At 33.9% G+C, this 24,268-nt stretch carries 23 protein-coding genes; 1 reads left to right on the top strand and 22 read right to left on the bottom strand.

All coding sequences use genetic code 11. From position 1 onward, the window contains the following. Positions 1-141: 141 nt before the first annotated feature. From N4T77_RS01225 to N4T77_RS01200, 6 genes are all read right to left on the bottom strand, one after another. On the bottom strand, positions 142-1,203 hold the full coding sequence (locus N4T77_RS01225) for a C40 family peptidase (RefSeq protein WP_261669889.1): 1,062 nt from the start codon (positions 1,201-1,203) through the stop codon (positions 142-144). Positions 1,204-1,443: 240 nt separating this feature from the next. After that, positions 1,444-1,608: a hypothetical protein gene (locus N4T77_RS01220; RefSeq protein ID WP_261669888.1), complete on the bottom strand. Its 165-nt coding sequence runs from the start codon at positions 1,606-1,608 to the stop codon at positions 1,444-1,446. A gap of 160 nt (positions 1,609-1,768) precedes the next feature. Then, on the bottom strand, positions 1,769-2,056 hold the full coding sequence (locus tag N4T77_RS01215; RefSeq protein WP_261669887.1) for a hypothetical protein: 288 nt from the start codon (positions 2,054-2,056) through the stop codon (positions 1,769-1,771). Between the two features lie 221 nt (positions 2,057-2,277). Next, complete coding sequence (locus N4T77_RS01210; protein WP_261669886.1) at positions 2,278-4,260, bottom strand: ABC transporter ATP-binding protein; 1,983 nt, start codon at positions 4,258-4,260, stop codon at positions 2,278-2,280. Between the two features lie 18 nt (positions 4,261-4,278). Beyond that, a complete protein-coding gene (locus N4T77_RS01205; RefSeq protein ID WP_261669885.1) occupies positions 4,279-6,009 on the bottom strand; it encodes an ABC transporter ATP-binding protein in 1,731 nt (576 codons plus the stop codon). Positions 6,010-6,094: 85 nt separating this feature from the next. Then, positions 6,095-6,538: a MarR family winged helix-turn-helix transcriptional regulator gene (locus N4T77_RS01200; RefSeq protein ID WP_261669884.1), complete on the bottom strand. Its 444-nt coding sequence runs from the start codon at positions 6,536-6,538 to the stop codon at positions 6,095-6,097. 481 nt (positions 6,539-7,019) lie between these two features. On the opposite strand from N4T77_RS01200, the gene N4T77_RS01195 reads away from it, so the two are divergent. After that, positions 7,020-7,250 carry a glutaredoxin domain-containing protein gene (locus N4T77_RS01195; protein WP_261669883.1) on the top strand — a complete coding sequence of 77 codons (231 nt, stop codon included), beginning with the start codon at positions 7,020-7,022 and terminating at the stop codon, positions 7,248-7,250. Between the two features lie 53 nt (positions 7,251-7,303). On the opposite strand, the gene N4T77_RS01190 is transcribed toward N4T77_RS01195, so the two are convergent. From N4T77_RS01190 to N4T77_RS01115, 16 genes are all read right to left on the bottom strand, one after another. Then, the gene (locus N4T77_RS01190) at positions 7,304-7,960 is read right to left on the bottom strand and encodes a DUF3786 domain-containing protein (RefSeq protein WP_261669882.1); all 657 of its coding nucleotides are present in this window, start codon (positions 7,958-7,960) and stop codon (positions 7,304-7,306) included. 103 nt (positions 7,961-8,063) lie between these two features. Further along, the gene (locus N4T77_RS01185) at positions 8,064-8,267 is read right to left on the bottom strand and encodes a hypothetical protein (RefSeq protein ID WP_261669881.1); all 204 of its coding nucleotides are present in this window, start codon (positions 8,265-8,267) and stop codon (positions 8,064-8,066) included. Between the two features lie 345 nt (positions 8,268-8,612). Further along, a complete protein-coding gene (locus tag N4T77_RS01180; RefSeq protein WP_261669880.1) occupies positions 8,613-10,028 on the bottom strand; it encodes an IS200/IS605 family accessory protein TnpB-related protein in 1,416 nt (471 codons plus the stop codon). After that, positions 9,988-10,173, bottom strand: coding sequence for a hypothetical protein (locus N4T77_RS01175; protein ID WP_261669879.1), 186 nt, complete (start codon positions 10,171-10,173; stop codon positions 9,988-9,990). Before N4T77_RS01175 ends, N4T77_RS01180 begins: the two co-directional genes overlap by 41 nt. A gap of 248 nt (positions 10,174-10,421) precedes the next feature. Further along, entirely contained in the window at positions 10,422-11,048 is a 627-nt protein-coding gene (locus N4T77_RS01170) for a lysozyme inhibitor LprI family protein (RefSeq protein ID WP_261669878.1), read from the bottom strand. A gap of 149 nt (positions 11,049-11,197) precedes the next feature. Next, on the bottom strand, positions 11,198-11,716 hold the full coding sequence (locus tag N4T77_RS01165) for a nitroreductase family protein (RefSeq protein ID WP_261669877.1): 519 nt from the start codon (positions 11,714-11,716) through the stop codon (positions 11,198-11,200). A gap of 192 nt (positions 11,717-11,908) precedes the next feature. Continuing rightward, positions 11,909-13,399: an amino acid permease gene (locus tag N4T77_RS01160; RefSeq protein ID WP_261669876.1), complete on the bottom strand. Its 1,491-nt coding sequence runs from the start codon at positions 13,397-13,399 to the stop codon at positions 11,909-11,911. A gap of 357 nt (positions 13,400-13,756) precedes the next feature. Beyond that, positions 13,757-15,277 (bottom strand): CoA-acylating methylmalonate-semialdehyde dehydrogenase, encoded by a 1,521-nt coding sequence (locus N4T77_RS01155; protein WP_261669875.1) that lies wholly within the window; start codon positions 15,275-15,277, stop codon positions 13,757-13,759. Between the two features lie 81 nt (positions 15,278-15,358). Continuing rightward, positions 15,359-16,591 (bottom strand): PucR family transcriptional regulator, encoded by a 1,233-nt coding sequence (locus N4T77_RS01150; RefSeq protein WP_261669874.1) that lies wholly within the window; start codon positions 16,589-16,591, stop codon positions 15,359-15,361. Between the two features lie 117 nt (positions 16,592-16,708). Continuing rightward, positions 16,709-18,055, bottom strand: a complete 1,347-nt coding sequence (locus N4T77_RS01145) for an aminotransferase class III-fold pyridoxal phosphate-dependent enzyme (RefSeq protein WP_261669873.1) — start codon at positions 18,053-18,055, stop codon at positions 16,709-16,711. 597 nt (positions 18,056-18,652) lie between these two features. Beyond that, positions 18,653-19,255 carry an ABC transporter ATP-binding protein gene (locus N4T77_RS01140; protein ID WP_261669872.1) on the bottom strand — a complete coding sequence of 201 codons (603 nt, stop codon included), beginning with the start codon at positions 19,253-19,255 and terminating at the stop codon, positions 18,653-18,655. Next, a complete protein-coding gene (locus N4T77_RS01135; protein WP_261669871.1) occupies positions 19,245-20,180 on the bottom strand; it encodes an ABC transporter ATP-binding protein in 936 nt (311 codons plus the stop codon). The genes N4T77_RS01140 and N4T77_RS01135 overlap by 11 nt, the downstream gene beginning before the upstream one ends. A gap of 10 nt (positions 20,181-20,190) precedes the next feature. Then, positions 20,191-21,057 (bottom strand): ABC transporter permease, encoded by an 867-nt coding sequence (locus N4T77_RS01130; RefSeq protein WP_261669870.1) that lies wholly within the window; start codon positions 21,055-21,057, stop codon positions 20,191-20,193. Continuing rightward, positions 21,057-22,046: an ABC transporter permease gene (locus tag N4T77_RS01125; RefSeq protein ID WP_396125077.1), complete on the bottom strand. Its 990-nt coding sequence runs from the start codon at positions 22,044-22,046 to the stop codon at positions 21,057-21,059. Before N4T77_RS01125 ends, N4T77_RS01130 begins: the two co-directional genes overlap by 1 nt. Positions 22,047-22,100: 54 nt before the next feature. After that, positions 22,101-23,705, bottom strand: a complete 1,605-nt coding sequence (locus N4T77_RS01120) for an ABC transporter substrate-binding protein (RefSeq protein ID WP_261669868.1) — start codon at positions 23,703-23,705, stop codon at positions 22,101-22,103. A 201-nt stretch (positions 23,706-23,906) separates the two neighbouring features. Beyond that, the gene (locus N4T77_RS01115) at positions 23,907-24,257 is read right to left on the bottom strand and encodes a metal-sensing transcriptional repressor (protein WP_261669867.1); all 351 of its coding nucleotides are present in this window, start codon (positions 24,255-24,257) and stop codon (positions 23,907-23,909) included. Positions 24,258-24,268: the final 11 nt, after the last annotated feature.

Below are 24,268 nucleotides of genomic sequence, written 5' to 3'. Positions count from 1 at the left end.
TAGTTTTTTCTAAGAGTATAATTTTATTCCTATAACTATAATATCCAACAGGAAAATGAAACCCTGAGTATAATAATTGCCTGGATAAATAAAAATTCTCCTGTTAATTCAAAATCAATTGAGTTAACAGGAGGATTTTTACTATTTAACCCTACGACCAGTTATGTAATCTCCTCTAGTCATAGGAGAAATCTTAATTACATCTCCGGTACGTGGGGAATGTATATATGCATTATTACCTACGTATATCCCCATGTGAGTAGGATTTCCGCCTTTACCAAAAAACACTAAGTCCCCTGGCTGCAGCTGATCTCTTGATACACCTACTCCATCTTGTATTTGGTTGTAAGTAGTTCTTCCTAGTGAAATTCCGAAGTGATTATACACATACTGAGTAAAGCCAGAGCAGTCAAATCCAGTACTCGGTGAAGTTCCTCCCCATAGATAAGGGGTTCCTAAAAAATTAGAAGCATATGCTACAACGTTATCGCTGCTTACCACAGAATTTACAGTGGAACCGCCTCTAGATAAAGTTACCTTTGGTGCTGCAGCTCTTATACTGGCTACTTGATTTACCGCTGTACTTACTTCTGCTTGTTCCGCTGATGCATATTCTCTTTGATTCACTTTAGCTTCTTCTATCAACTTTTTCTGGTCATTTTTACTTTTATTAAGTTCCGCTAATTTCTTCTCATTCTCTGACTTTAGTGCTAATAAGTTCTTATTTTCTGTTTTCAACTTGTCCACTTTATTAGCTATATCCTTTTGTTTTGCAGTGTAATTTGAAATAACTTTATTATCAAAGCTGATAATTCTCTTTGCCATATCAACCTTTGAAACAAAGTCTCCAAGTCCCTTAGAGTCTAAGAGCATATCTAAATATCCGCTAGACCCATTTATGTAAATTGCTCTCATCCTTTTACTAAATAGCTCTCTTTGTTTATTGAGTTCAGTCTCAGCTGCTTTTAATTCATTTTCTGAAGACTTAATATCCTTTTCCTTTGTTAATATTTGATTTTTGTTCTGGTCGATTTTGTCCATTACCCCTTCTATTTGGTTGTCCAAATTTTCTATACCTCTTTCAAGTTCTTGAACCTTTGAATATGTATTAGTGGCATTTGATGATGGGTTCGCATAGACTACACCATTAACAGTTACTGTAAGTGCCAGCACCATTAATAGCTGCTTTAATCTTTTGTTCAATGTTATCTCTCCTTAACTTCAGTCCTTATTATAAGATTGGGCATTAAATTAAGTCGTATACTTTATCAGTCCATAATAATGTCTATAATAAATATCTTACCAAAATACTTAGAAATATGAAATGCTACAATTTTTACCATCTCATATAGTATTGGCGTTTTTTTGTATTATACGAAAATAATATGAAGATTTTATGAAGATAAAAATCTGAAATACCCTTTAGCATTTCAGATTTCACATTCATTCTAATATAATTTTAAGATTTTCAGAAAACAGTACCCTTTTCGAATCTACAATTACCCTCTTATCTTCAACAGACTTAAATCTAAAAGATAGAAATATATGAAAATCATCCTTATCTATTTCTGAAAAACCTGCTGGAATATTTTCATCCTTTGATACCATTCTAACAGAAGGAATGTACTGAATCTCAGCACGATAGCCACTTCAGCAAGTTTTTCCTCCCATTACAGTCATGTCCAAGACTATGGTGTTACAGTTTTTCTTACCTAAATATTTTTTTGCTCTATCAGTAATTACTATATCCAATAAAATCACACCTTATTTATACTATTTCCTTAGTGCTGCTTTCCTTACCAGAATTGCTGCAGCAGCTTTTTTCTTTGTTGCCGCCTATCATCATGAAGATCATTGAAATCATCATTATTGGGCATATAAATGGTGCTATTTTCCCAACTATACTACCTGCACCTGGGCTGAATCTTGTTATCAACGGCAAAAATCCTACAAGCAACATAGGTAAACCACAGCATATTATCATATGAAGCATATGCTTCAATGGATTATGCTTATTACTCTTATTATTTTCTTTATTATTTCCGTGACAGTTCATAGCTATCCCTCCATAAACTTAAATTAATTTTCTTAATCACCTTGTAGTTACATTATATATAATCCATGTAAAGAAATTATGAAGAAAACAATTATAAATGACCTTCTCTTCCAGGAAACCCATATGGCTAGGGATAATAATAAAGAGAAATGTAAAAATATAGCTGTACAATCCTTGTAATACTAGTGATTGTACAGCTTAAATTTAATTTTCTCCTAACTTTAAACCGCTTCTTCCCTATTTCCTCCAGTAAACTGGCTGTTATAGAGATCTGCATAAAACCCGCCTTTATTAAGAAGTTCTTCATGATTGCCCTGTTCAATTACTCTACCATTATTCATTACAAGAATTAAGTCTGCATCCTTGATTGTAGATAATCTATGGGCAATAACAAAGCTTGTTCTTCCCTTCATAAGATTATTCATTGCCTTCTGTATTTGAGCCTCCGTTCTTGTATCAACACTACTTGTAGCCTCATCAAGAATTAATATAGAAGGGTCTGCTAGTATTGCACGGGCTATAGTTAAAAGCTGTTTTTGACCCTGTGAAATATTTGTTCCTTCTTCATCAATTACTGTATTATAACCCTGTGGAAGAGTTCTTATAAAGTGGTCTGCATGAGCTGCCTTTGCCGCTTCAACTACTTCTTCAAAGGTTGCGCCAGTTCTTCCGTAAGCTATGTTATCCCTTATAGATCCACTAAATAACCAAGTGTCCTGAAGAACCATACCAAAGATAGTACGAAGTTCTCCTCGCTTAAAGTCTCTTATATCTACACCATCGATACTTATTTTCCCATCATTTATCTCATAAAAACGCATAAGTAGATTTATAAGTGTAGTCTTACCAGCTCCTGTTGGACCTACAATGGCAATAGTTTGGCCTTGCTTAACATCAATGTTCATATCCTCTATAAGAGTTACTGTTTCTTTATAGCCAAATTTAACATGCTCAAATTTAACTTCACCTTTTAGAGGAGCTATTACCTTGTTCTTCTCTTTTATTGTACTAGCTGCTAAATCAATAACCTTAGAATCCTCTTTATCGGAGATCTCTTCTTCTTCATCTAATAATTCAAAAACACGCTCTGCTGCCGCTACAGTAGATTGAAGAATGTTAGCTATATTTGCAGTTTGGACTATTGGCTGACCAAATTGTCTTGCATATTGGATAAAGGCTTGAATGTCACCTACTTCAATTCTGTTTTTTGTTACAAAAATTCCTCCAACTACACAAACAAGTACATAACCTATATTGTTTATAAAGTTCATAAGCGGCATGATTATACCAGATATAAACTGCGCTTTCCAGCCTACATTGTAAAGTCTTTCATTTATTTCATTAAACTCCTTTACAGACCTTTCCTCATGTCCAAAAGCCTTTATTATTCTATGTCCTGTAAACATTTCCTCTACATGACCATTTAGCTGACCTATAGTCTTTTGTTGTTCCTTAAAGAAGTTTTGAGACTTCTTAGCAATACCTGTTGTTACAAGTATAGAAAGTGGTAGTGTTACCACTGTAACAAGAGTAAGCCAAGGACTTATAGTAAGCATCATTACAATAACACCTATGATAGTTACCACAGAAGTAATAAGCTGTGTCAAACTCTGCTGGAGAGTTGTAGATATTGTATCTATATCATTAGTGACACGACTTAGTATTTCTCCGTGGGTACGGGAATCGAAATACTTTAAAGGCAGTTTTGTAAGCTTATGGTTAACATTGTTACGCATATCATAAACGGTATTTTGTGCGACACCTGCCATAATATATTGTTGAATATAACTAAACACTGAACTTATAATATATAGTAAAATTAGATAAAGTATTATCTGTCCTACATAATTAAAGTCTACAGAAGGAACTCCTTGACTCTGCAAATTAGCAAGTATTCTAGGATCTCCTCCTTTTTTGACTGCCTCTGCTGCTCCACTTAACTTTTGATAGTACATATATTTCGCCATAAGTCCTTCAAATAGTTTTGTAGTGGCTTTCCCCATAATCTTTGGGCTGACAATGCTGAAAACTGTACTTAAAATTGCTGTTAAAAACACTGCAATAAGCTTAAATTTTTGTGGTGCTAAATATTTAATCAATCTTCTCATTGTTCCCTTAAAATCTTTTGCTTTTTCTACAGGCCTACCTAATGCCCCACCAGGTCCTCCTGGCCCTCTTTTAGGTCCATTATGCTTTTCACTCATATTTATCCCTCCTTACTATTAAGCGTTAAGTTCTTCTTCTGATAACTGAGATGCAGCTATTTCACGATATATATCACAATTTCTTAAAAGTTCCTTGTGAGTTCCCATTCCTGCTATCTTTCCGTCATCTAAAACAATGATTCTATCTGCATTCATAACGGTACTAACCCTTTGGGCAACAATAATCATAGTTGAATCCTGTGTTTCTTCTTTTAGTGCTGTTCTTAGCTTTGCATCTGTTTTGAAGTCAAGAGCAGAAAAACTATCATCAAAGATATAAATTTCCGGCTTTCCAACTAAAGCACGAGCAATAGAAAGACGTTGTTTTTGTCCACCGGATACGTTATTACCACCCTGTGCAATAACTGCATCATAGCCTTCCTTCATATTAGAAATGAAATCTGCTGCCTGCGCTACCTCCGCTGCATGTTTGACTTCATCTATAGTTGCATCTTCCTTACCATATCTGATATTTTCAGCAATAGTACCTGTAAATAACACTGCCTTTTGAGGAACAAAACCTATTTTTTCTCTAAGGACTTTCTGTGACATCTCTCTAATATCTACTCCGTCCACTAAAATACTGCCCTTTTCAACATCATAGAAACGAGGAATTAAATTTACTAAGGTAGATTTTCCTGAACCAGTTCCTCCTATAACCGCTGTTATTTCTCCTGGCTTTGCACTAAAGGAAATATTCTCTATAGCCGGTTCTTCTGCACCAGGATATTTGAAGGTAACATCTTTAAATTCTATATATCCTCTTTCATTGCTTGTATCCTTAGGCTGCTCTGGGTCCTTAATTTCTGGAACTATATCTAATACCTCATTAATTCTAACCGCTGAAGCCTCTGCACGAGGAATTAACACGAACATCATGGAAACCATTATCAATGAGAACATAATCTGCATAGCATATTGAATAAATGCCATCATTGAACCTACTTCCATATTTCCAGTATCTATTAGCTTACCACCAAACCAAATAATTGCTACCGTTGTTAAATTCATTATAAGCATCATAGCTGGCATCATGAAAGCCATTATTTTGTTAACTTTAATGGCGATATTAGTCAAGTCACCATTTGCCTCTTTAAATCTTTCCTTCTCGTATTCATTACGATTAAAGGCACGAATTACTCTTATACCTGTAAGATTTTCACGTACAACTGCGTTTAACTTATCAAGCTTTACCTGCATTACTTTAAATAAGGGTACTCCTCTACTTGCAACTAAAGCAATAACTGCAATAAGAATTGGAATAACTACCACAAGTATTAAAGATAGCTGTCTATTTTTTGATACAGCCATAATTATACCGCCTATACACATCATTGGCGCAGTTATCATCATTCTCATTATCATAATAGTTACCTGCTGAACCTGCATAATGTCATTTGTAGTTCTTGTAATAAGGGAGGATGTCCCTATTTTGTTAAATTCATTTAAAGAGAAACTCTCTGCTTTTGTGAAAACTTCTCTTCTAACATCCCTACCAAATTTTGTAGCAATTTTAGAGGATAGTAAACTTGCTAGTATCGTGCAAATAGCACTGCCACCGGCAACTAAAAGCATATATCCACCTATTTTTATAATGTAATCTGTATCTCCGTGAACTATTCCCTTATCAACTATATCTGACATCAAGGTTGGCAGATATAAATCTGAAAGGGCTTGAAAGAACAATAGTACTAAAATGGCAGCTATAGTAGCTCCATAAGGCTTTAAGTACCTAAATAATTTAATCATAATATCTCATCTCCAATCTACTATCCCTACTTAGATTAATTTTTCATATAATGCTGTTCTTAAATTTAATTAATTTCTGAAAATCTTATTTTTCATCACATACTTTGTTTAAGTTGTCTCTAACCTGCATTAATAGCCTGCGAAGCAAAATTTGTTCTTCTGATGTAAAATTATTAAAGCAATCATTATTTATAATTTTTACAACTTCACTTACTTCTGTCCAAACTTCTTTCCCCTGGTCAGTAAGATATACCCTTGAAATTCTCTGGTCATCAGGGTCCTGCTTTCTTTCAACTAAACCAGCTTTCTCCATTCTACTAAGCATAACTGTAATAGTAGCTGGCTTAATCTTTAACTTTTCTGCTAATTCCCTCTGACTCTGCCCATTTTTCCTATGTAGTGCATATAACATGGGCGGTTGACCAGGATATACTCCAACTTTGTCTAGCAGCAGATGGGTACGATGATAATGTAATTTTATTATCTCCAGAAAAATCATATATAATGAATCCCTCTCATGAAAGTCCATTTTATCACCACCTATTTGTTTAGTCGACTAAGTATATTAAGATACTATCATTAATCTTGATAATTAGTCAATATATCATATAATTCAATTTATGTCCTTCTAAACTGTTTACATTGCTAGTATGCTTCATTATACTTTATTTATTATAGCATTATGAAAGTATTATTTACATTAATAACTTTAGCAAATAATAGTTAGTCTACTAATTTTTATTCGCTAAAATTATTCCTTTATATCTTTAACATAATTTCAATTTTAATCATATAATATATATAGGAATTTAAGGTTTATAAAGATTTCTCATTAGAATAATTTATTTATCCAGTGAAAGAATATATAAAGATTGAGATTTTTCAAAATAATTAATATAAATTATTTAATAATAATCTTTACAAATACCAATGTTTACTATATAATTAGAATATAGAAATTATATAACTGTTTTAGTTATATAAAATATAAATACGATGGAGTGATTTTTATGAAAAAAGTAGATATATATACTAGCAATACTTGCGGTTACTGCCACGCAGCTATGGATTATTTTCAAGAAAACAATGTTGAGTTCACTGAACATAACATTTCAGAGGATGCAGAAGCTAGAAAAGAATTGATGAAAAAAGGCCATAGATCTGTACCGGTTATCGTAATTGACGGAGAAGAAATCATTGGTTTTGATAAAGAAAGAGTATCTTCTTTATTAGGATTATAATCTATAAAGAAAGAGGTATGCTAACTAAATAAGCATACCTCTTTCTTTATAGATTAATTGTCTCTGTAAAAGCAAGCAGCTGAAATTAGTTCATCTGCTGCCATGGAACATAAACCAGCTAAGTCCTCTACATGAAGCTCCTTGGTAGCTGAATAATCATAGAGGATGGTAGCAGTTGCTTCCAATTCCTCATCTGATAACCATAATACAAACCTCATTGGAACATTTGGCAATACATTAATTTCTATTCCAACATCTCCAGAAGGTATCTCTTTTCCACCTAATTTAAGACCAGCTTTTAAAAAAAGCTCACCTTTATCCCCAAAGAATTTTACTAATTTATTTATGCCCTGAAGTGCAAAGCCATTATAAGCATGGCCAACTCCCTCTAACTCTCTAAAGGGTACCCATTTTTGTGTCAGACCATTATTAGTACATCGGTAAAGATAGCTAAGTATTACCGTTTTATCAATTATCTTTCTGTTTTCCTCCTTAGAAAAACTTTCTTCAGCATTATTTTTCAAAACAACCCTTCCCTTTGGATAGGAAATTAGGTATTCTCTATTGAAATAAGTTAAAGTGAGCTGATTTTTTTCAACATCGTAGTAAGCACCACTTCTTCTAGCAACTTCTTCTGGGTCATACTTTTGAAACTCTTCACATAAAGTTTCATAGCATAGATTATAATTGTTCTTTTTATCATTGCCCATATTAGATATCCCCTTTTTAATATAGTTATAGATATAGGATAGATTTATATTTATAATAAACAGATTGTATCTTTGAAATGCGACTATTCTTCAACAGCTTAAGTTATTTACTTTCTTCTAACTTTTTATTAACTATATATGTTAGTTCTTCCACTGTGGCTTTTATTTCTTCTAAGTCATCTTTTTTGCAACTATCAGTACATATTGAAAGATAAATATATTCTAAAGACTTAAGTATTTCTTCTTTGTTAATTTCCAAAATAAATAAACCCTGATTTCTAAAACTATGACAAATTGACTTTTTCATAGTTTTTCATCCTACTCACTAAATAGGACGGTAGTATCACAGGATTCAACTACTAGGATTAAGACAATCATCTTAAAATCTCGCCTTACATCTAGGTAATGCCTTAAGACTCCTTTAAGGAAACTCCTTTTTGTTCCTCAAAGGAGTACTCGAAGAGTAAGCGACCACTACAAAATCTCTGATTTTGAGTGTCTGCTTAACCAATTCGCACAAAATCAGAGATTTTGGCTCTCTGCTTAAGTCCTGCAAGATTATGGGTGTTACCCATTCCTCAAGTATATTATTCTACCAGAGCCTTTCCTTCTAGGTGTACTCTAGCAGTTTTTATGTCTTAGAAGTTAAGATTTATGCTATTCCTAATATTTGTTTCCTTTTTACTATCCAAAAATCAGGTTTTTCACCTACCTTTCTTTTTATAATTTTATCTATATGACTCCATTTACTCCATTCATTCTTTTGATTAAATAACTTAATATCATCTATAAATTTATTTTTTAATAATTTAGGTATTCTCTCTTTAAATTTATAACTTCTCCTGGCTATTACCATAGCAGCACCATTATGGACTTCCATTCCATACTGATGACAATATTTATACAATCCTATTTTACTTGTATATTGTGGTTTTACTTTAACTAATTCTATACCTTTCTTATAACAAGATGCCTTAAGCATTGTCAACAGTTTCGAGTATATAAACCCATGCTTTATTCTTGCAAATTTACTTTGAACATCTTTATCATTTTTAAATTTTAAATTCTCAATAACTAAGCCACAATTATAATTTTTAGCAATTAAAACAGCTTGCTTAACTAATTCACCACATAAATTTAACCTTCTATTACTTCTAGCATATAATAGTTCATGTTGTTTCAAGTAAGTATGCCATTTGTAGTTACCTTTGTTATCTATCATAGTTAAAGCTATGCCATTTGGATTAGTATCTATACCTATAATCCCATTATGTCCTGTATATATTTCATCTGGCTTTCTTAGCTCAAAGGTTATATGGCAATAATACTTCCCTTTTTTCTTAATCATTTCTACTTGGTAAGCTTCCCTAGTAGCTAAATGATTTAAAAATAGGCTTCTATAATCAGTTCCATTTACTTTACCAGTCTTTTTTGATAATTTTTGCGGCAAATATATAGGAACTTCCATTTTTACCGCTCTATTATTTTCAGTTTTTTCAAGAGTAGATATTTGGAGATAACTCATGCCATTGTTTATTATTACTCTTAAATTTGGATTACCCTTTTTTGTTTTATCTCCTCTTGAATAAATGCGGTTGTTTCTGCAAGCTTTCCATTCTTCATTGGATATTAGACCCTTGCACCTTTTTAAAAACATTTGTTTAGTTCCGAAAACTACAGATGGAATAGCATTAGTATGGATGAACTCCCTGAAATATTCAGCCTTTCTCTGTCTCTTATCCAACTTTTTAAGTAAAGCAGTTCGCTTTTTTTCTGATAAATTTTTCTTCTTATCCTTTAAAATATTTTCAATTGTAGTAACCTTTTTAACATAACTTTCATAGTTCATTTTTACTAATTCTTTTTGCGAAGCAATAGTTTGCCTTGCACTTTCTACTGCATCTTTTGCCTGCCTTATATTAAGATTAAACTTAGAAGCTACATCTTTTTCTAAATCCACCCTTCTTTTACCTTGTAATATTCTCTTAAAAGAATATCTTATAGCCGTTGAAAACACTAACATCATATTATCTATAACTTGAATTTGTTCCTTTGTTTGATTTATCAAAAGTGCTTTTATCGTTATTTTCACTGTTTTCCATCTGCCTTTCCAGCTCTAATTCTTCAAGAGCTTTTTTTACTTTTCTTCCACCCCCTGAACCATAAAGCCTTGCTGAAAAGCAAGTGACAACACTTATTAAATCCTGCACCATTTCTTCATTAGGTTCTAATTTTTCTTTTGTTCCACTATCTATAACTTTTATTTTGCACTATCTGTTTTGGTGTTCTACACTGGTCAAACACATCTACCTGACATTTTTATCCGATGACTACCCGCTCTAATACTTCCTCGCACACAGTGAAAGCGATTCGCACCAAATCAAAGATTTGGGCTCTCTGCTTTTCTGCAAGAGAGAGCAAAGAGCGGCTACGTCCCTTGATTCGTTCAACTATCTAATCTTTATTTCATATACTTTTCTACTAGTTCATAGCATCTATTTTTTGTTGTCTCTGCTAAGGAACTAACATATAGTACTGATTCCATTGTTCCACCCTTCATTTCTGAGGATGCCTCTTTAGCTTTAGCATCTCTATAGGCTATCCACTTAATTTCTTCACTCTGTAATTTTTTCATATCATTAGAAGATAGTTGTCCTTTTAGTACGCCATAGATTTCATTTAAAGCAGCATCCCATCGTTTATACCTTTCACTTGCAGCCTCTCTCATGTCTGCTGTTACTCCAGAAGACTCTTTTTCTTCTAAATCCTTTAATCCTAGTTCAATATTGTTTAGCTTAGTTCTATATTCTTCTTTCCTGCTTATATTCTGAATACTAATACCGACATTCTTTTTATCCTCTACTTTGTTCTCTACCTTAGCTTCTTCTTTGTTCTCTGTTTTATTCTCTACCTTAGCTTGTTCTTGGTTCTCTGTTTTATTCTCTGTTTTATCATCTACTTTGTTCTCTACCTTATCCTCTGTGCTAGTCTTTACTGGCTCAGTATTTGTATTTTCTGCAGCACTACTTCCACAGCCAGCTAATCCCAGTGATAGTACTAAAATTATAATTCCTAAAATTTTTTTCATATTTTCCCCCAATAATAAGCTTATAATTTGAATTATTTTGAATAACCATGCCTTATAATGTTAAAGCATGGTTTATTTTTAAGGAGGTATTAAGCAAACAAATTTATTATTTACAAAGTTAAAATACCTCCTCCTTGTTTGATATTCCTCTAAAAGCTTTCGTAAAAAACTATGTCCTCCAAAGGTTTACGAGCTTTGTCATGTCTATCTGGTGATGCCGCTTCACCTTCTGCGTAACCTACTGCTAGTATATTCACTGGCTCAAAACTCTCCGGTAAATTAAATTCCTTCTTTATAACCTGAGGGTCAAAATAGCATATCCATACTGTTCCAAGCCCCTGTGCTGTAGCCTCTAGCATCATATGGTCTGTAACAATGGTTACATCTATGTCCGATATCTTCTTTTTATCAAAAGGCCTCTTCCATACAGCACTATGATCTACACAGGTAATAATAGCAACAGGTGCACCGTATACATTGGCAGATTTACTAAGCTTTTCTAGTCCCTCTTTCTCCTTTATAACAAGAATTCTTTGAGGCTGAGTATTAGCTCCTGTAGGGGCAACTCTTCCAGCCTCTAGTATTCTCATAAGTTTTTCTTCTTCTACCTTTTTACCTTGATATTTTCGTACGGAATAACGTCTTTTTGCAAGCCCTAAAAAATCCATAGTTTTCACCCTTTTCTAAAATTTATTATACTAAGATAATATCACAAAACTTAGCTTTTAATACTACTTACTTCGTTAAATTATTAATTATTTTATATATTTAAAGTGCCCTAGCGAAGACACTAGGGCACTTTAAATATATTTTAAATACACTTTAAATTCATTTTAAATATGTACCTTTTTATACGTTATTTATACAACTTTTTTATACTCAGAATGTGAAAAATCACATTCCATAAGAGGAACTAATTTTGTCTTATGTTTTATTTTATATACAACATAAATTGCTATAAATATAGGAATAAGTGCATAATTTGTTATAAAATCAAACCAGCTAAATGTCTCAGCTTGGAATACCCAAATATTGGCACCAAATATAACAATTGTACATAATATAGTTGCAAATATAGGACCAAATGGATACCATAATGCTCTATACTTTAAATCTTCAACCTTGTTACCTTGAGCAACATAAGCTTTTCTAAATCTATAGTGACAAATAGCTATACCTAGCCATGCAAAGAAGCAAGTAAGTCCAGATGCGTTATAAAGTATATAATATATTTTTCCATCTCCAAACATAGAAGCAAAGAATGCTGTAGATGCAACTAGTGTTGTAAGATAAATTGCATTCATTGGAACACCACGTTTATTTACCTTTCCAAATACCTTAGGAGCTTTGCCTTCCTTAGCCATAGCATACAACATACGGGATGCAGCATAAAGTCCAGAGTTACCACAGGAAAGTACAGAAGTTAGTATAACTGCATTCATTATAGAGGCAGCAACTGCAACACCAGATCTTTGGAATACTATTGTAAATGGACTGAAAGCTACATCTGCTACTCCGCTTTTTAATAAGTTCGGATCAGTAAATGGAATAAGGAAACCTATAACAGTAATTGTACCTATATAAAATAGTAGAATCCTCCAAAATACTGTATTAATAGCCTTTGGTACGTCTTTTTCAGGATTTTCAGATTCGCCGGCTGCAAGTCCAACAAGTTCTGTACCTTGAAAGGAGAATCCAGCAGTAAAAAATGAAGTTAATATAGCTGATATTCCACCAACAAAAGGTGCAGAATGACCTTGTCCATCACTAAGAGTCCAGTTACTAAATCCAGGTGACTTTCCTCCCATGATACCGAGAATCATAAGAACCCCAACAATAATGAAGATAACAATAGTTACAACCTTAATACCTGCAAACCAAAATTCTCCTTCTCCATATGCTTTAGCAGATAATATATTTAACCCAACTAAAATCGTTAGAAAAATTATACTCCAGATAGTTGTCCCTGTGTTTGGAAACCAAAATTTAATGATAAGTCCAGCTGCAACTAACTCAGCTGCAACAGTTATAGCCCAGGCAAACCAAAAATTCCAACCTAATGCAAAACCTAAAGCCGGATCAACAAACTTTGTTGCATAGGTTTCAAAAGAACCGGATATTGGCATCTTTGTTGCCATCTCTCCTAGTGAAGTCATTAAAAAGTAAACCAGTATGCCCATAACAGCAAATGCTGTAATAGCCCCTCCTGGACCTGCAGAACTTATAGCATTTCCGCTTGCAAGGAATAGTCCAGTTCCTATTGCGCCGCCGATTGCAATCATGTTCATGTGTCTTGCTTTTAAACTTCTTCGTAATTCAGCTTCATGATTTTTTTCAATGTTTGTGTTCATTTGAACTCTCTCCTTTCATTCCTTCGAACCTATAATTCCGTTTTGCAAAAACTTATATAAGTATAAAAAATAAATTATAATTATACAAGGGCCCTGTCAGTCAGTTACAAGTATTTTTTAGCCATATCTTTCAAAATTACTTTAAATTTCTCTTTATTTTATCAAATTACCACTTTGTATTGAATTTGTTCATCTTTTTTTAGGATACCTAATATTTGCTCTAATTTTCATGGGATAAATTGTAGTTATCCATTAAAGATTACTGATGTATAAAGTAAAAAGGATAGCTATTAACTATCCTTTTTAGACTGCTGACAAACATATTTTAAATAGGCACCTTTTGGGGTAGTTTTATACCTATTTTCCGCCTAAAGAACCATCCCAAGAATCCACATTAGTATTCTTCTTTTCTTCTTCGTCAAACCATCTAGTAGTTACTGCCTTTGTTTCAGTATAGAATCTTATTCCGTCTTTGCCTAGGCAGTGTAGGTCTCCTATAAAGGAATTCTTATGACCTGTGAATGGGAACATAGTTACTGGAACTGGAATTCCTACATTTACTCCAACCATACCGCCGTCAGTTCTTCTAGCAAACTCACGAGCATAATGACCGCTTTGAGTAAATATTACGGAACCATTTGCAAATTGGTTTTTGTTCATAAGTGCAAGTCCTTCTTCAAAATCCTTAACTCTCTTTATGCATAGAACTGGTCCAAATATTTCGTTATCTCCTACTGACATTTCAGGAGTTATGTGGTCAAGTATTGTAGGTCCTAAATAGAATCCACTTTCATATCCTTCTACTTTAACATCACGGCCATCTAATGCAAGTGTTGCTCCTTCTTCTATTCCTTTTGCTATCCAACCAGTTACAAAGTTTCTATGTCCAGCTGTTACTACTGGTCCAAGTTTTGAATCCTTTTCATATGCTGGTCCAATCTTAAGCTCCTTTGCATATTGCTTTAATAATTCAACTAACTTATCTGCTATACTCTCTTGAACAACTAATGTTGATAAAGCCATACATCTTTCTCCAGCACATCCGAAGGAAGAGTTTATTATTCCGCGAGCAGTTCTTTCTAGTGCTGCATCTTCAAGTACTAAACCATGGTTCTTAGCTTCACATAATGCTTGTACTCTCTTGCCATTAGCTGCAGCAGTAGAGTATATGTGTAATCCAACAGAAGTTGAGCCTACAAAAGTTATACCTTTTATTTCAGGATGGTTTAGGAAAATTTCAGCTTCATTTCTGCTGCAGGTAACTACATTTATAACTCCATCTGGAAGTCCAGCTTCTTTCCATAACTCTGCGCATCTTAATGCTGTCATAGGTGTCATTGAAGATGCTTTTATAACAATTGTATTACCTGCTGCTACACATAGCGGAGCCATCCAGCCCATTGGTACCATACCTGGGAAATTGAAAGGAGCTATTCCTGCAAAAACTCCTAATGGCTCACGGTATAAAACAGTGTCATAACCAGTAGATGTGTTCATTAAGGATTCTCCCATCATAAGAGTAGGAGCTCCACATGCAAACTCAACACATTCTATAATCTTTAATATGTCCCCTCTAGATTCTTCCCACACTTTTCCGTGCTCTGTTGCTACCATGCGAACAAGTTCTTCCTCATGCTTTAAAACAAGTTCACGGAATTTATATAAAACTTGAACTCTCTTCATTACAGGAGTTTGTGACCATGCTGGAAAGGCATCACTTGCTGCTTTTATTGCAAAGTTAACGTCTTCTTCAGTGCAGCATGGAGCTTGTGCTATTACTTCTCCAACACTTGGATTAAATACATCCATGTACTTTTCTGTTCTAGATTCTTGATACCTTCCATTAGCGAAAAATCCTAATCTCTTTACTTCTTTCATAATTAAAACCCTCCCAAAATTTCAGTATTTGACCTAAGTTAAAATATTTTAATATGCAGGAAGCATATGTTATATTTCAAATTAATATTTTTTATCTTCTGCCCCAAAGTAATTGATTTGTTTTACTAAATATCCCAAGTAAAACTCCAGTCTCAATTTTGTGTCTGTCAAATCCCTTTTTATTATTTCTTGTATTTTATTGATCTTGTACATCAGAGTATTTCTATGCATATAAAGTTTGTGTGATGTCTGAATATAATTACCATTTTCCTGAAGAAAGGTATGAAATATTTTTGAGTAATCTGTATGGTTTTGTAAGTCATATCTCTCCAACCTTCCTACTGTATCATCATAATATTCCTTAAGAAGATTAATATTTTCTATTTCAGTAAGCAGCTTATAGGCTCCTATATTAGAGTAAAATATTGTTTCATCGGAGCCACCTTCTGCTTTTAGGACTTTTAAAGCCTTTTCAGCTTCATTATAACTTCTCTTTATTTCATTAAACTCTGTATAAGCATTTCCAATTCCAATATTTATACTAATATCAGCGAAGCTATGCTTGACGCTTTCCCTTATAATCTGAGAAAGCATTGTTAAATCTGTAAACTTGTCCTTTTCATTGATCTGCAGTATTACTACAGAGTCCTTTTGCAGAAAACTTATTGGTTGAAATCTAGGATCCCAAATGGCACCATTTACTGCTCTTAAAAAATTATCTTTAATATAGGCTATACTTTGTTCATCTTTAATATTTTTAAAGGATAAATATTCTTCCAGCTTATCTATTGCCACAGTAATTACTCTAAAGGAATTGAAGTAACTGTATCCATAAGCTGACATTCTTTTGGTGAAATCTTCATAAGTGATTCTGTTAAAAAATATTATGTTTTTTAACAAGTCTTGATAGGAACTTTCTTCTATTTGTCTTTTCACTATATCACCACAAATTATTCTTGTTATTTCTGCCAAATTAGATTCCCAGGGAACCTCAAATATTGGAAAACCTTCTTCATTTGCCAGTTCTCTTATTTCCTCTGGAACCTTTGAAAGATATTTACCTACATTTACAATAAGGCCAGATGCTTTTCTTTCTATAATTCCCTTTACAAGCTTAATAAAACTTGAACTATCTTCAAAAACTCCAATGCCAGTAAGTATTATAAGCTCGTCATTTTGTACATATTGTACTATATCAGGAGTTTCTACATTATGAACCCATCTCGTTACCTTAGAAACTCCATTGCCTCCCCCTACTAGTTTTAAATCCTTCAATTCCGGTAAACTCATTAATTGATCAATTCTAACGCCCATAATCGAACCTCTCTCTTAAGATATATTTAAATTTCCATTTATTACATTTTAGTATATTCTAAAGATTCTGTCACTATAATAGTTATTTTCTCAATTATGGGCATTTTTGAATACTTTCTATTCCTCTACATAACCATCAGCAATAGTCAAAGCCTTATCAATTGCTAGGAATGCTTCCTTCATTTCTTCCTCACTTATTGTACAAGGTGGTACAATAAACATATAGTTCCATCTTAGATACATATAAACACCATCATCCATAAAGGATTTTTTCACTCTATCCATTGCTTCTCCGCTTCCATTCCATGGAACAATAGGTTCTTTAGTCTCACGATTTTTTACTAGCTCTATACATCCAAATAAACCTATATTTCTAACATCTCCTACAGATCTATGCTTCTCTTTCATTTCAGCAATAAACTTAGCTAGTAATTCTCCCTGTGCCTTTGCATTCTCTATTACTTTTTCTTCTCTATAAGCAGTTATTGTTGCCACTGCAGCAGCACAAGCTAAAGGATGTCCACTATATGTCAAGCCGCAGAAGAGATTTTTATCATAAATTTTCTTTGTAACTTCATCGGATACTCCAACTGCCCCTAAAGGTACATAGCCTGAGTTAATTCCCTTTGCCATAGTCATTATATCTGGAAGAACACCAAAGTTATCTATACCAAACCATTCACCGGTTCTTCCAAAGCCACTCATAACCTCATCTGTAATAAGAAGAATATTATATTTATCACAGAGTGCTCTTAGCTGAGTAAAGTATTCCTTAGGTGGAATAAATATTCCATTTGATCCTGTCACTGACTCTACAATTATTGCAGCTACAGTATCTGGATTTTCATACATTATTGTTTCTTCAATGTGTTTAACACATTCCATATTGCATTTTCCATATTCTTTACCAAAGGTACATCTATAGCAATATGGGTCATAAACTTTTACAACTCCAGGCATACCAGGCTCAACTGGTGGTCTTCTTGGATCTCCTGTTAGTGCGATTGCACCATAGGTTGATCCATGATATGAGCGATAGCGTGAGATGATTTTCCACTTTCCAGTTGCTAATCTAGCTATTTTAATTGCATTTTCATTTGCATCTGCTCCACCGTTAGTAAAGAAGAAGTGATTTATGCCTTCTGGAGTTACTTCACTAAGTAGTTTTGCTAGAGTACTGCGGGCTTCATTAGCAAAACCTGGTGCTGCAAAACAAAGTTTATCAGCCTGATCTTTTATAGCCTTTACAACTTTAGGATGTTGATGACCTATATTTTGATTTACAAGCTGAGCAGCCATATCCAAATATTTCTTACCGTTACCATCCCAGAAATAGCAACCCTCTGCTTCATTAACTACCATAGGATTAAGCTTGGACTGTACCGACCATGAATGGATCATATGATCCCTATCATTCTTGTAAACTTCGTCAACATTTACTTTTTTTAACTCACTAGTATTCATTATTTACACACCTCGCTTTATTAAATAATCAAATAAATATATTTTATAATTTAAATTTTTATATTTTAACTTTGCGATTACTTCCTTGCATAATTATAGTATCATTTCCTCAAAATGGAGTATATGTATAAAGTGAACAACCTTTTTGTGCTTTTTACCAAATTTTTAATTACTTTTAATAAAGATAAAAAAAACAGACAATATGATCTTAATATTGTCATGTTTTTAACATATTTGTCTATTTTCTAACAATGCTTCACCCTTGATTTATATGGTTTTTATGCGCTTTCTCCTATATATATTTATTTGTATTGCCCTTAAATATTACTATAAATAAAATAATAGTTGTGAATCTACTAACAAATACCATATTTATAACTAAAATAAACTAGCTAAATACAGGGCTGATACAATGATAAAAACTAAACCCTTGAAAAAAATGAAGTCTCATGATAAAACTTACACCTTTGTAAGCTTTATCATGAGACTTCATGCCAGAAGAGATGAAAATCCCCTAAACTTTAATAACAAACTGAAGTTATTTTGAAAATTGAAATCTATGTGTGATATATGATAATTATAATAGTCAGGGTATAATTATTGTTTTTCTAACTCAACAACTCTGTAACAGATTTTACCAACCAAACTTGATTCATGACTTATTACAACAACACCAATATTGTGCTCCCTAGCATAATCTATAACAACTTTCCAGATCTGCGCCTGGGTAATGGCATCTAGCATAGTAGTCATCTCATCTGCAATGATAAACTTTGTTTTTTCCGTTAGCACCCTAAGTACACAAAATCTTTGTAATTCACCACCGGACAACTCTGTAGGCCATCTATTTAACCAATCTTCTTTGATGCCCATAGCGTCCATTAATTCCTTAGAAGGCTCACCAGCCTCAGAAACTATTTTACTCATTTTCCACAAGGGATTTACAGCTTTCTCAGGATGTTGGAAAATCAACTGTACTGGGTTGTAATCCTTATTGTTATAATTACAATCCTCTAGTATAACTTTCCCGCTTTCAGGCTCTTCGTATCCTGCTAGGATTTTTGCCAATGTAGTTTTTCCAAAACCACTTGGTGCCACAAGGCCCACAATTTCACCGCTTTCAACAGAAAAATCAACATCCTTTAGAATATATCTCTCTTTATTATATTTAAAATTTATTTTTTCTGCCTTAAGTCGCATAAATACATCTTACCTTTCCATCACGTATTTCTCGAAATTCCGGCCTTTCTTCCATGCACCTTGCATTTTTTTGCCAGCATCTATCATAGAATAAACAGCCCTTTGGAAGCTCATTTGGCATAGGCTGAGTTCCTTCTAGTGGTATAAACTCCTTATTAGGCAAGGCTCTGTTCAGTGCTTTTGTGTAAGGATGTCTTAATTTTTCCCCATCTCCATCAAAGTCTGACACATTTGCAACCTCCAACGTTGTTCCTGCATAAAAAATCGCAATGTTATCTGCAATTTTCAGAGCTGCCTGTATGTCGTGTGTAATCATAAGTATTGCACATCCGTTATCAGCAAGTTCTCTAAAATCCTTAAGTACTTCTTTTAATGCTTCTTCATCTAAGCCTGGAGTGGGTTCATCGGCAATTATTACTTTTGCATCGGACACCAGCGCTGTGGATAGCAATATCTTTCTAGCCATCCCCCCGGACAATTGGAAAGGATAATAGCTTTCAACTTTTTTCCCAAGACCATACTTGGAGAACAAACTTGTAACTATATTTTCTTTCTTTTTATCATCGGCTATTGAAATAGCAACCTGTTTTTTAACCTGCTGCAGCGGGTCTAAATAGTTCACCGATTGTGGTATCAAAACAATTTCTTTTCCCCTTAGTTTTTCCTTATCCTTCTTAGTAAGAACATTGCCTTTATATGTTATTTCACCCTCTGTAACTGCATTATCTGGCAAAATGTCAAGTATCGCATGTGCCAGCAAACTCTTTCCCGAACCACTGGAACCAACTACTGCTAGAATTTTGCCTTCGTACAATTCTATATCTAAATTTGTTATAACCTTCAAATCTCGTCTTCGAAGTCCCTTCGTATATTGAGAGAAGGAAACTCCTAAGTCCCTTACTTCTAAAATTGGTTTCTGTTCCATCTGTTTCTCCTTACTTATACGCTTTCTTTGGATTTATTAACTTTCCAATATTCTTACCAACACAATCTACTAGCATTGATATCAACACCAGGCTAAAGCCAGGGAAAAAGGCTAACCACCATTTACCACTTGTTAGATATTTCATAGATTCAGAAAGTATAACGCCTATTGCTGGTTCGTGTGGAGGTAATCCAAATCCTAAAAATGTTACTGAGGCTTCATGTAGAATTGCATGGGGGAAAACTAAAACCATTCCTACTACAAGCTGTGGAATTATGTGAGGCAAAACATGTTCTTTTGCTATATAAAAACTGCTTTTTCCAAACTTTCTTGAAATCTTAGTATATTCCATTTCCTTTATTTGCATTACTTCTGCTCTAATTACTCTAGTTAGTGACGTCCAATGGGTAAGAGCAACTCCTATTACTATACCTTTAAGTCCGCCGCCAACAGCTATTGAAATCAATATTATTACTAATGTATGTGGTACTGATAACATCAAATCTATTAACCATGAAATGAAATAGTCCACCTTGCCTCCAAATAGAGGCGCTGCTACTCCTAAAATCATCGCTATAAACCCACTGGTTACAGAACATAGTATACCGATTTTCATACTTATACTAAGTCCCTTTACCGTTCTAAGTAACATATCTCTGCCAACCCAGTCAGTGCCAAAAGGATGGTCTAAGGAAGGGGATATAAATATGTTTACTAAATTTACTCTTAGTGCGTCCATATCTATTATGCTTCCAGCTACTAGTACGGCTATGAAGGATGCTGCAAGGGCAGCTGTTGATATAATAATTTTTTCTCTAACTCCTAGATTAAAACCACGTAGTTTAGCTCCTACTTTTAAGTTTCCTGCTCCTTCCATTAAATCTTCTGCACCTCCCTTATTCTTGGATCTACTACTCTATATAACAAATCCGCCAAAGTATTTCCAACATATACAAAGACTAAACTTATTATGACAACTCCCATAAGCAATGGTAAGTCCCCCTTCAATCCTGCCTGAACTGTAGCTTTCCCAAGTCCAGGATATGAAAATACTTGTTCAACAAATATTGCTCCACCAAACAATTCACTAAAAGATAAAAATTGGAGAGTAATTGCTGGAAGTGAAACATTCTTTAATACATGATTAAATATTATACTTTTTTTATTTTCACCGCGAGCTTTTGCAAATAATACATAATCTGTTGCAAGTATTTCTATAACCTTTTGCCTTGTGTGCATACATATATTGGATATTCCTATTAAACCTAGAGTAATTGCAGGCAAAATAACATGTCTTGCTTTATCTGCAAAACTAACATCCTCTGCAGTAGTTCCAATAGGGACACTTAGTGCCATAGGAAACCAACCCAGCATCACCGAAAATATCATTACAAACAATATTCCCAACCAAAAGGTAGGTGTTGAAATTAATATATAACAATAGGTATGAATAATTTTATCAATTGTTTTACCCTCATTTGCACCTGATATTAAGCCTAAAACAAAGCCTACTACACCTGATAAAACCCATGCTATACTCATAAGCGCAAGTGAAGATAAAAACTTCTCACCTATAATTTCAAGAACTGGACGTCTATAAATCATAGACGTCCCCCAATCCCCCTGAAGTATAGAGGTAAACCACGCCATGAAGCGCTCAATAGGTGGCTTGTTCAGCCCCCAATGTTCTGCAATTAACGCTCTTTGTTCTGCACCTACTTTAGTGCTTGCACCAACATAAGCTGTAACCGGATCTATTGGGGATAATTCTAAAAGTATGAAGGTAACTATACACACTGCCACTAAAAGTGTAATAAATTTTATAACCTTTTTTGTTAGGAACCTTGTAATACCATTACTTTTTATCACTTTTTCATCCCTCACCCTAACTATCTTTTTCAATATTTAGATAATTTAATTTTATTTCCAAGACCACTCTGCTACATTATCAAAAATTCTTCCGCCATGAGGCTGTACTATAGGATTTCCAAAAGTAAAACCTTCAGCAGCTAAGTATACATGATTTGCATTTGCAAGCCAAGCATAAGGTGCATCTCCCTTTGGTGAAGCATATTTCTGAAGTTCACGCCAGTAAGTAATAGCTTCTTTTTCATCTGTAGAATTTAATGCTTTATCTATATTATCGTTAACACTTTTATTGCTATAAATGCCTGAATTATTCCAAGGTACAGAACCACCAGCTATTCCTCCATAGTATAGGTTGTACAATTCAGAAGGATCTCCTGATCCAAAGCCGTATAATACTGCTTCTTTATGAATATCAGGTAAAATTGTATCCCAAGTTGTCTTTTTTAGTGTAACTTCTATCCCTATTGCTTTAGCAACATTAACAAATTCCATTCCCATTTCCTGTCTATAATTACCCTCTGTATATAGCAAATTAAATGCTGCCTTAAGCCCATTTTTTTCTACAATACCGTCCTTATTAGTATCAACCCATCCGCCTTCAGCTAGTATAGCTTTTGCAGCATCAACATTAGCATATTCATTAGCAGATAATACTGTATTCTCATTTAGCCAAGGCATATTTTCAAGTCCTGTGGTGGAAACACTACCGTAGCCGTTCAAGATGCCTTTAACGATTTTTTCTCTGTCTACCGCCATATTTAAAGCCTTTCTGATAGCAATATCAGAAGTTACGTTATTACCCATTACTGAACCGTCTTCTGCAACCTTTCCTTCATTTGGTACCATTGGAAAACTAACTCCATAACACTCGATACTTTTTATGTCTATTACTTTTGTTCCTTCAACTTTCTGTGCAGCCAATGTGCCGTTTATTTGCGCTACATCTACATCACCATTCTTAACTGCTGCAAAAGCTGTATCAGTATCTAGAAATACCATAGTTAGCTTTTTAATTTTTGGAACTTCTCCGTAATATTTATCATTAGCTTCTACAATAACCTGCTGTCCTTTATCCCATTGAACAAACTTATATGGACCAGAACCAATTGGTTTGTCTTTAAAGCTTTCATTATGAGCATGCTTTGGTACTATTCCAAGATAGGCAAGTCTTTCTAGAAAAGGTGAATAAGGTCTAGTTAACTTGAATGCCACCGTTGAATCATCAATTTCTTTTATGCTCTCAATCATGGTCAAATCAATTTCACTACCAGATTTTTTAGCTGTTTCATATGTATATTTAACATCTTCAGCCTTTACTGGAGTTCCGTCTGTAAACATTGCATCTTTCCTTATGGTAACTGTCCATGTCAACTTATCATCTGATACTTTATAGCCTGTAGCCAAGTCATTTTCCCATCCTAATTTTTTGTCTCTTTTAAACAGTGTTGAAAAAAGAACCTTTGTTATGGAACCATGGCCACCTGTTGTAGAGTCGAAGCCAGCTTCTGGTTCTGCACCTATAGCCGCGATTATTTCACTGTTTGCAATTCTTTGCTCCCTGCCAGATACCTTTCCTTTGCTGCTACCACAGGCTGTGAAGGATGTAACAGTCATAGCTGCAATAATTGACAATGATAATAACTTTTTTAATTTCATTTTTCTCCCCCCAAAAGTAAACAATTAGTCTAACAACATCTGATATATGGATAACTCACCTTATCCTTACCAGTTTTTATTCCTTAACTTTATTTTAACATGCCCAAGTAATTGAACAAGCCCCCCTTGGGGATATTTGTTATATATTTAACTATATTTACTATATTGGGTTGATTTACCATAGTTTTTTTATTAAAATATTTACTTTACAAACTGATTTATAGCCTTCTTCAAATTTTCTATTGCTTCCCAATCTTTATTTTCGACAGCGTCCACAATGCAATGATCAATATGATCCTTTAATATTACCTTACAGGTGTTATTAAGAGCTGCAATGACAGCTGACAATTGAATTAATACCTCACTGCAGTCCTTCCCACTTTCTACCATACGCTTTACTGATTCCAGGTGTCCCGTTGCACGAGATATGCGGTTTAGGACCGCTTTAGTATTATGATGACTATGTTTATGCTTATGTCCCTCATTATGGCTATGTGAATATTCTGTTCCATCAGATTTCTTATGGCTGTGGACTTGTCCTTTTTCTTTCATAATTGACTTAT

This window comes from Clostridium sp. CX1, from assembly GCF_025398335.1.
GTDB classification, from domain to species: Bacteria; Bacillota; Clostridia; order Clostridiales; family Clostridiaceae; genus Clostridium_AM; species Clostridium_AM tanneri.
This window is presented reverse-complemented; position numbering and strand designations above follow the sequence as displayed.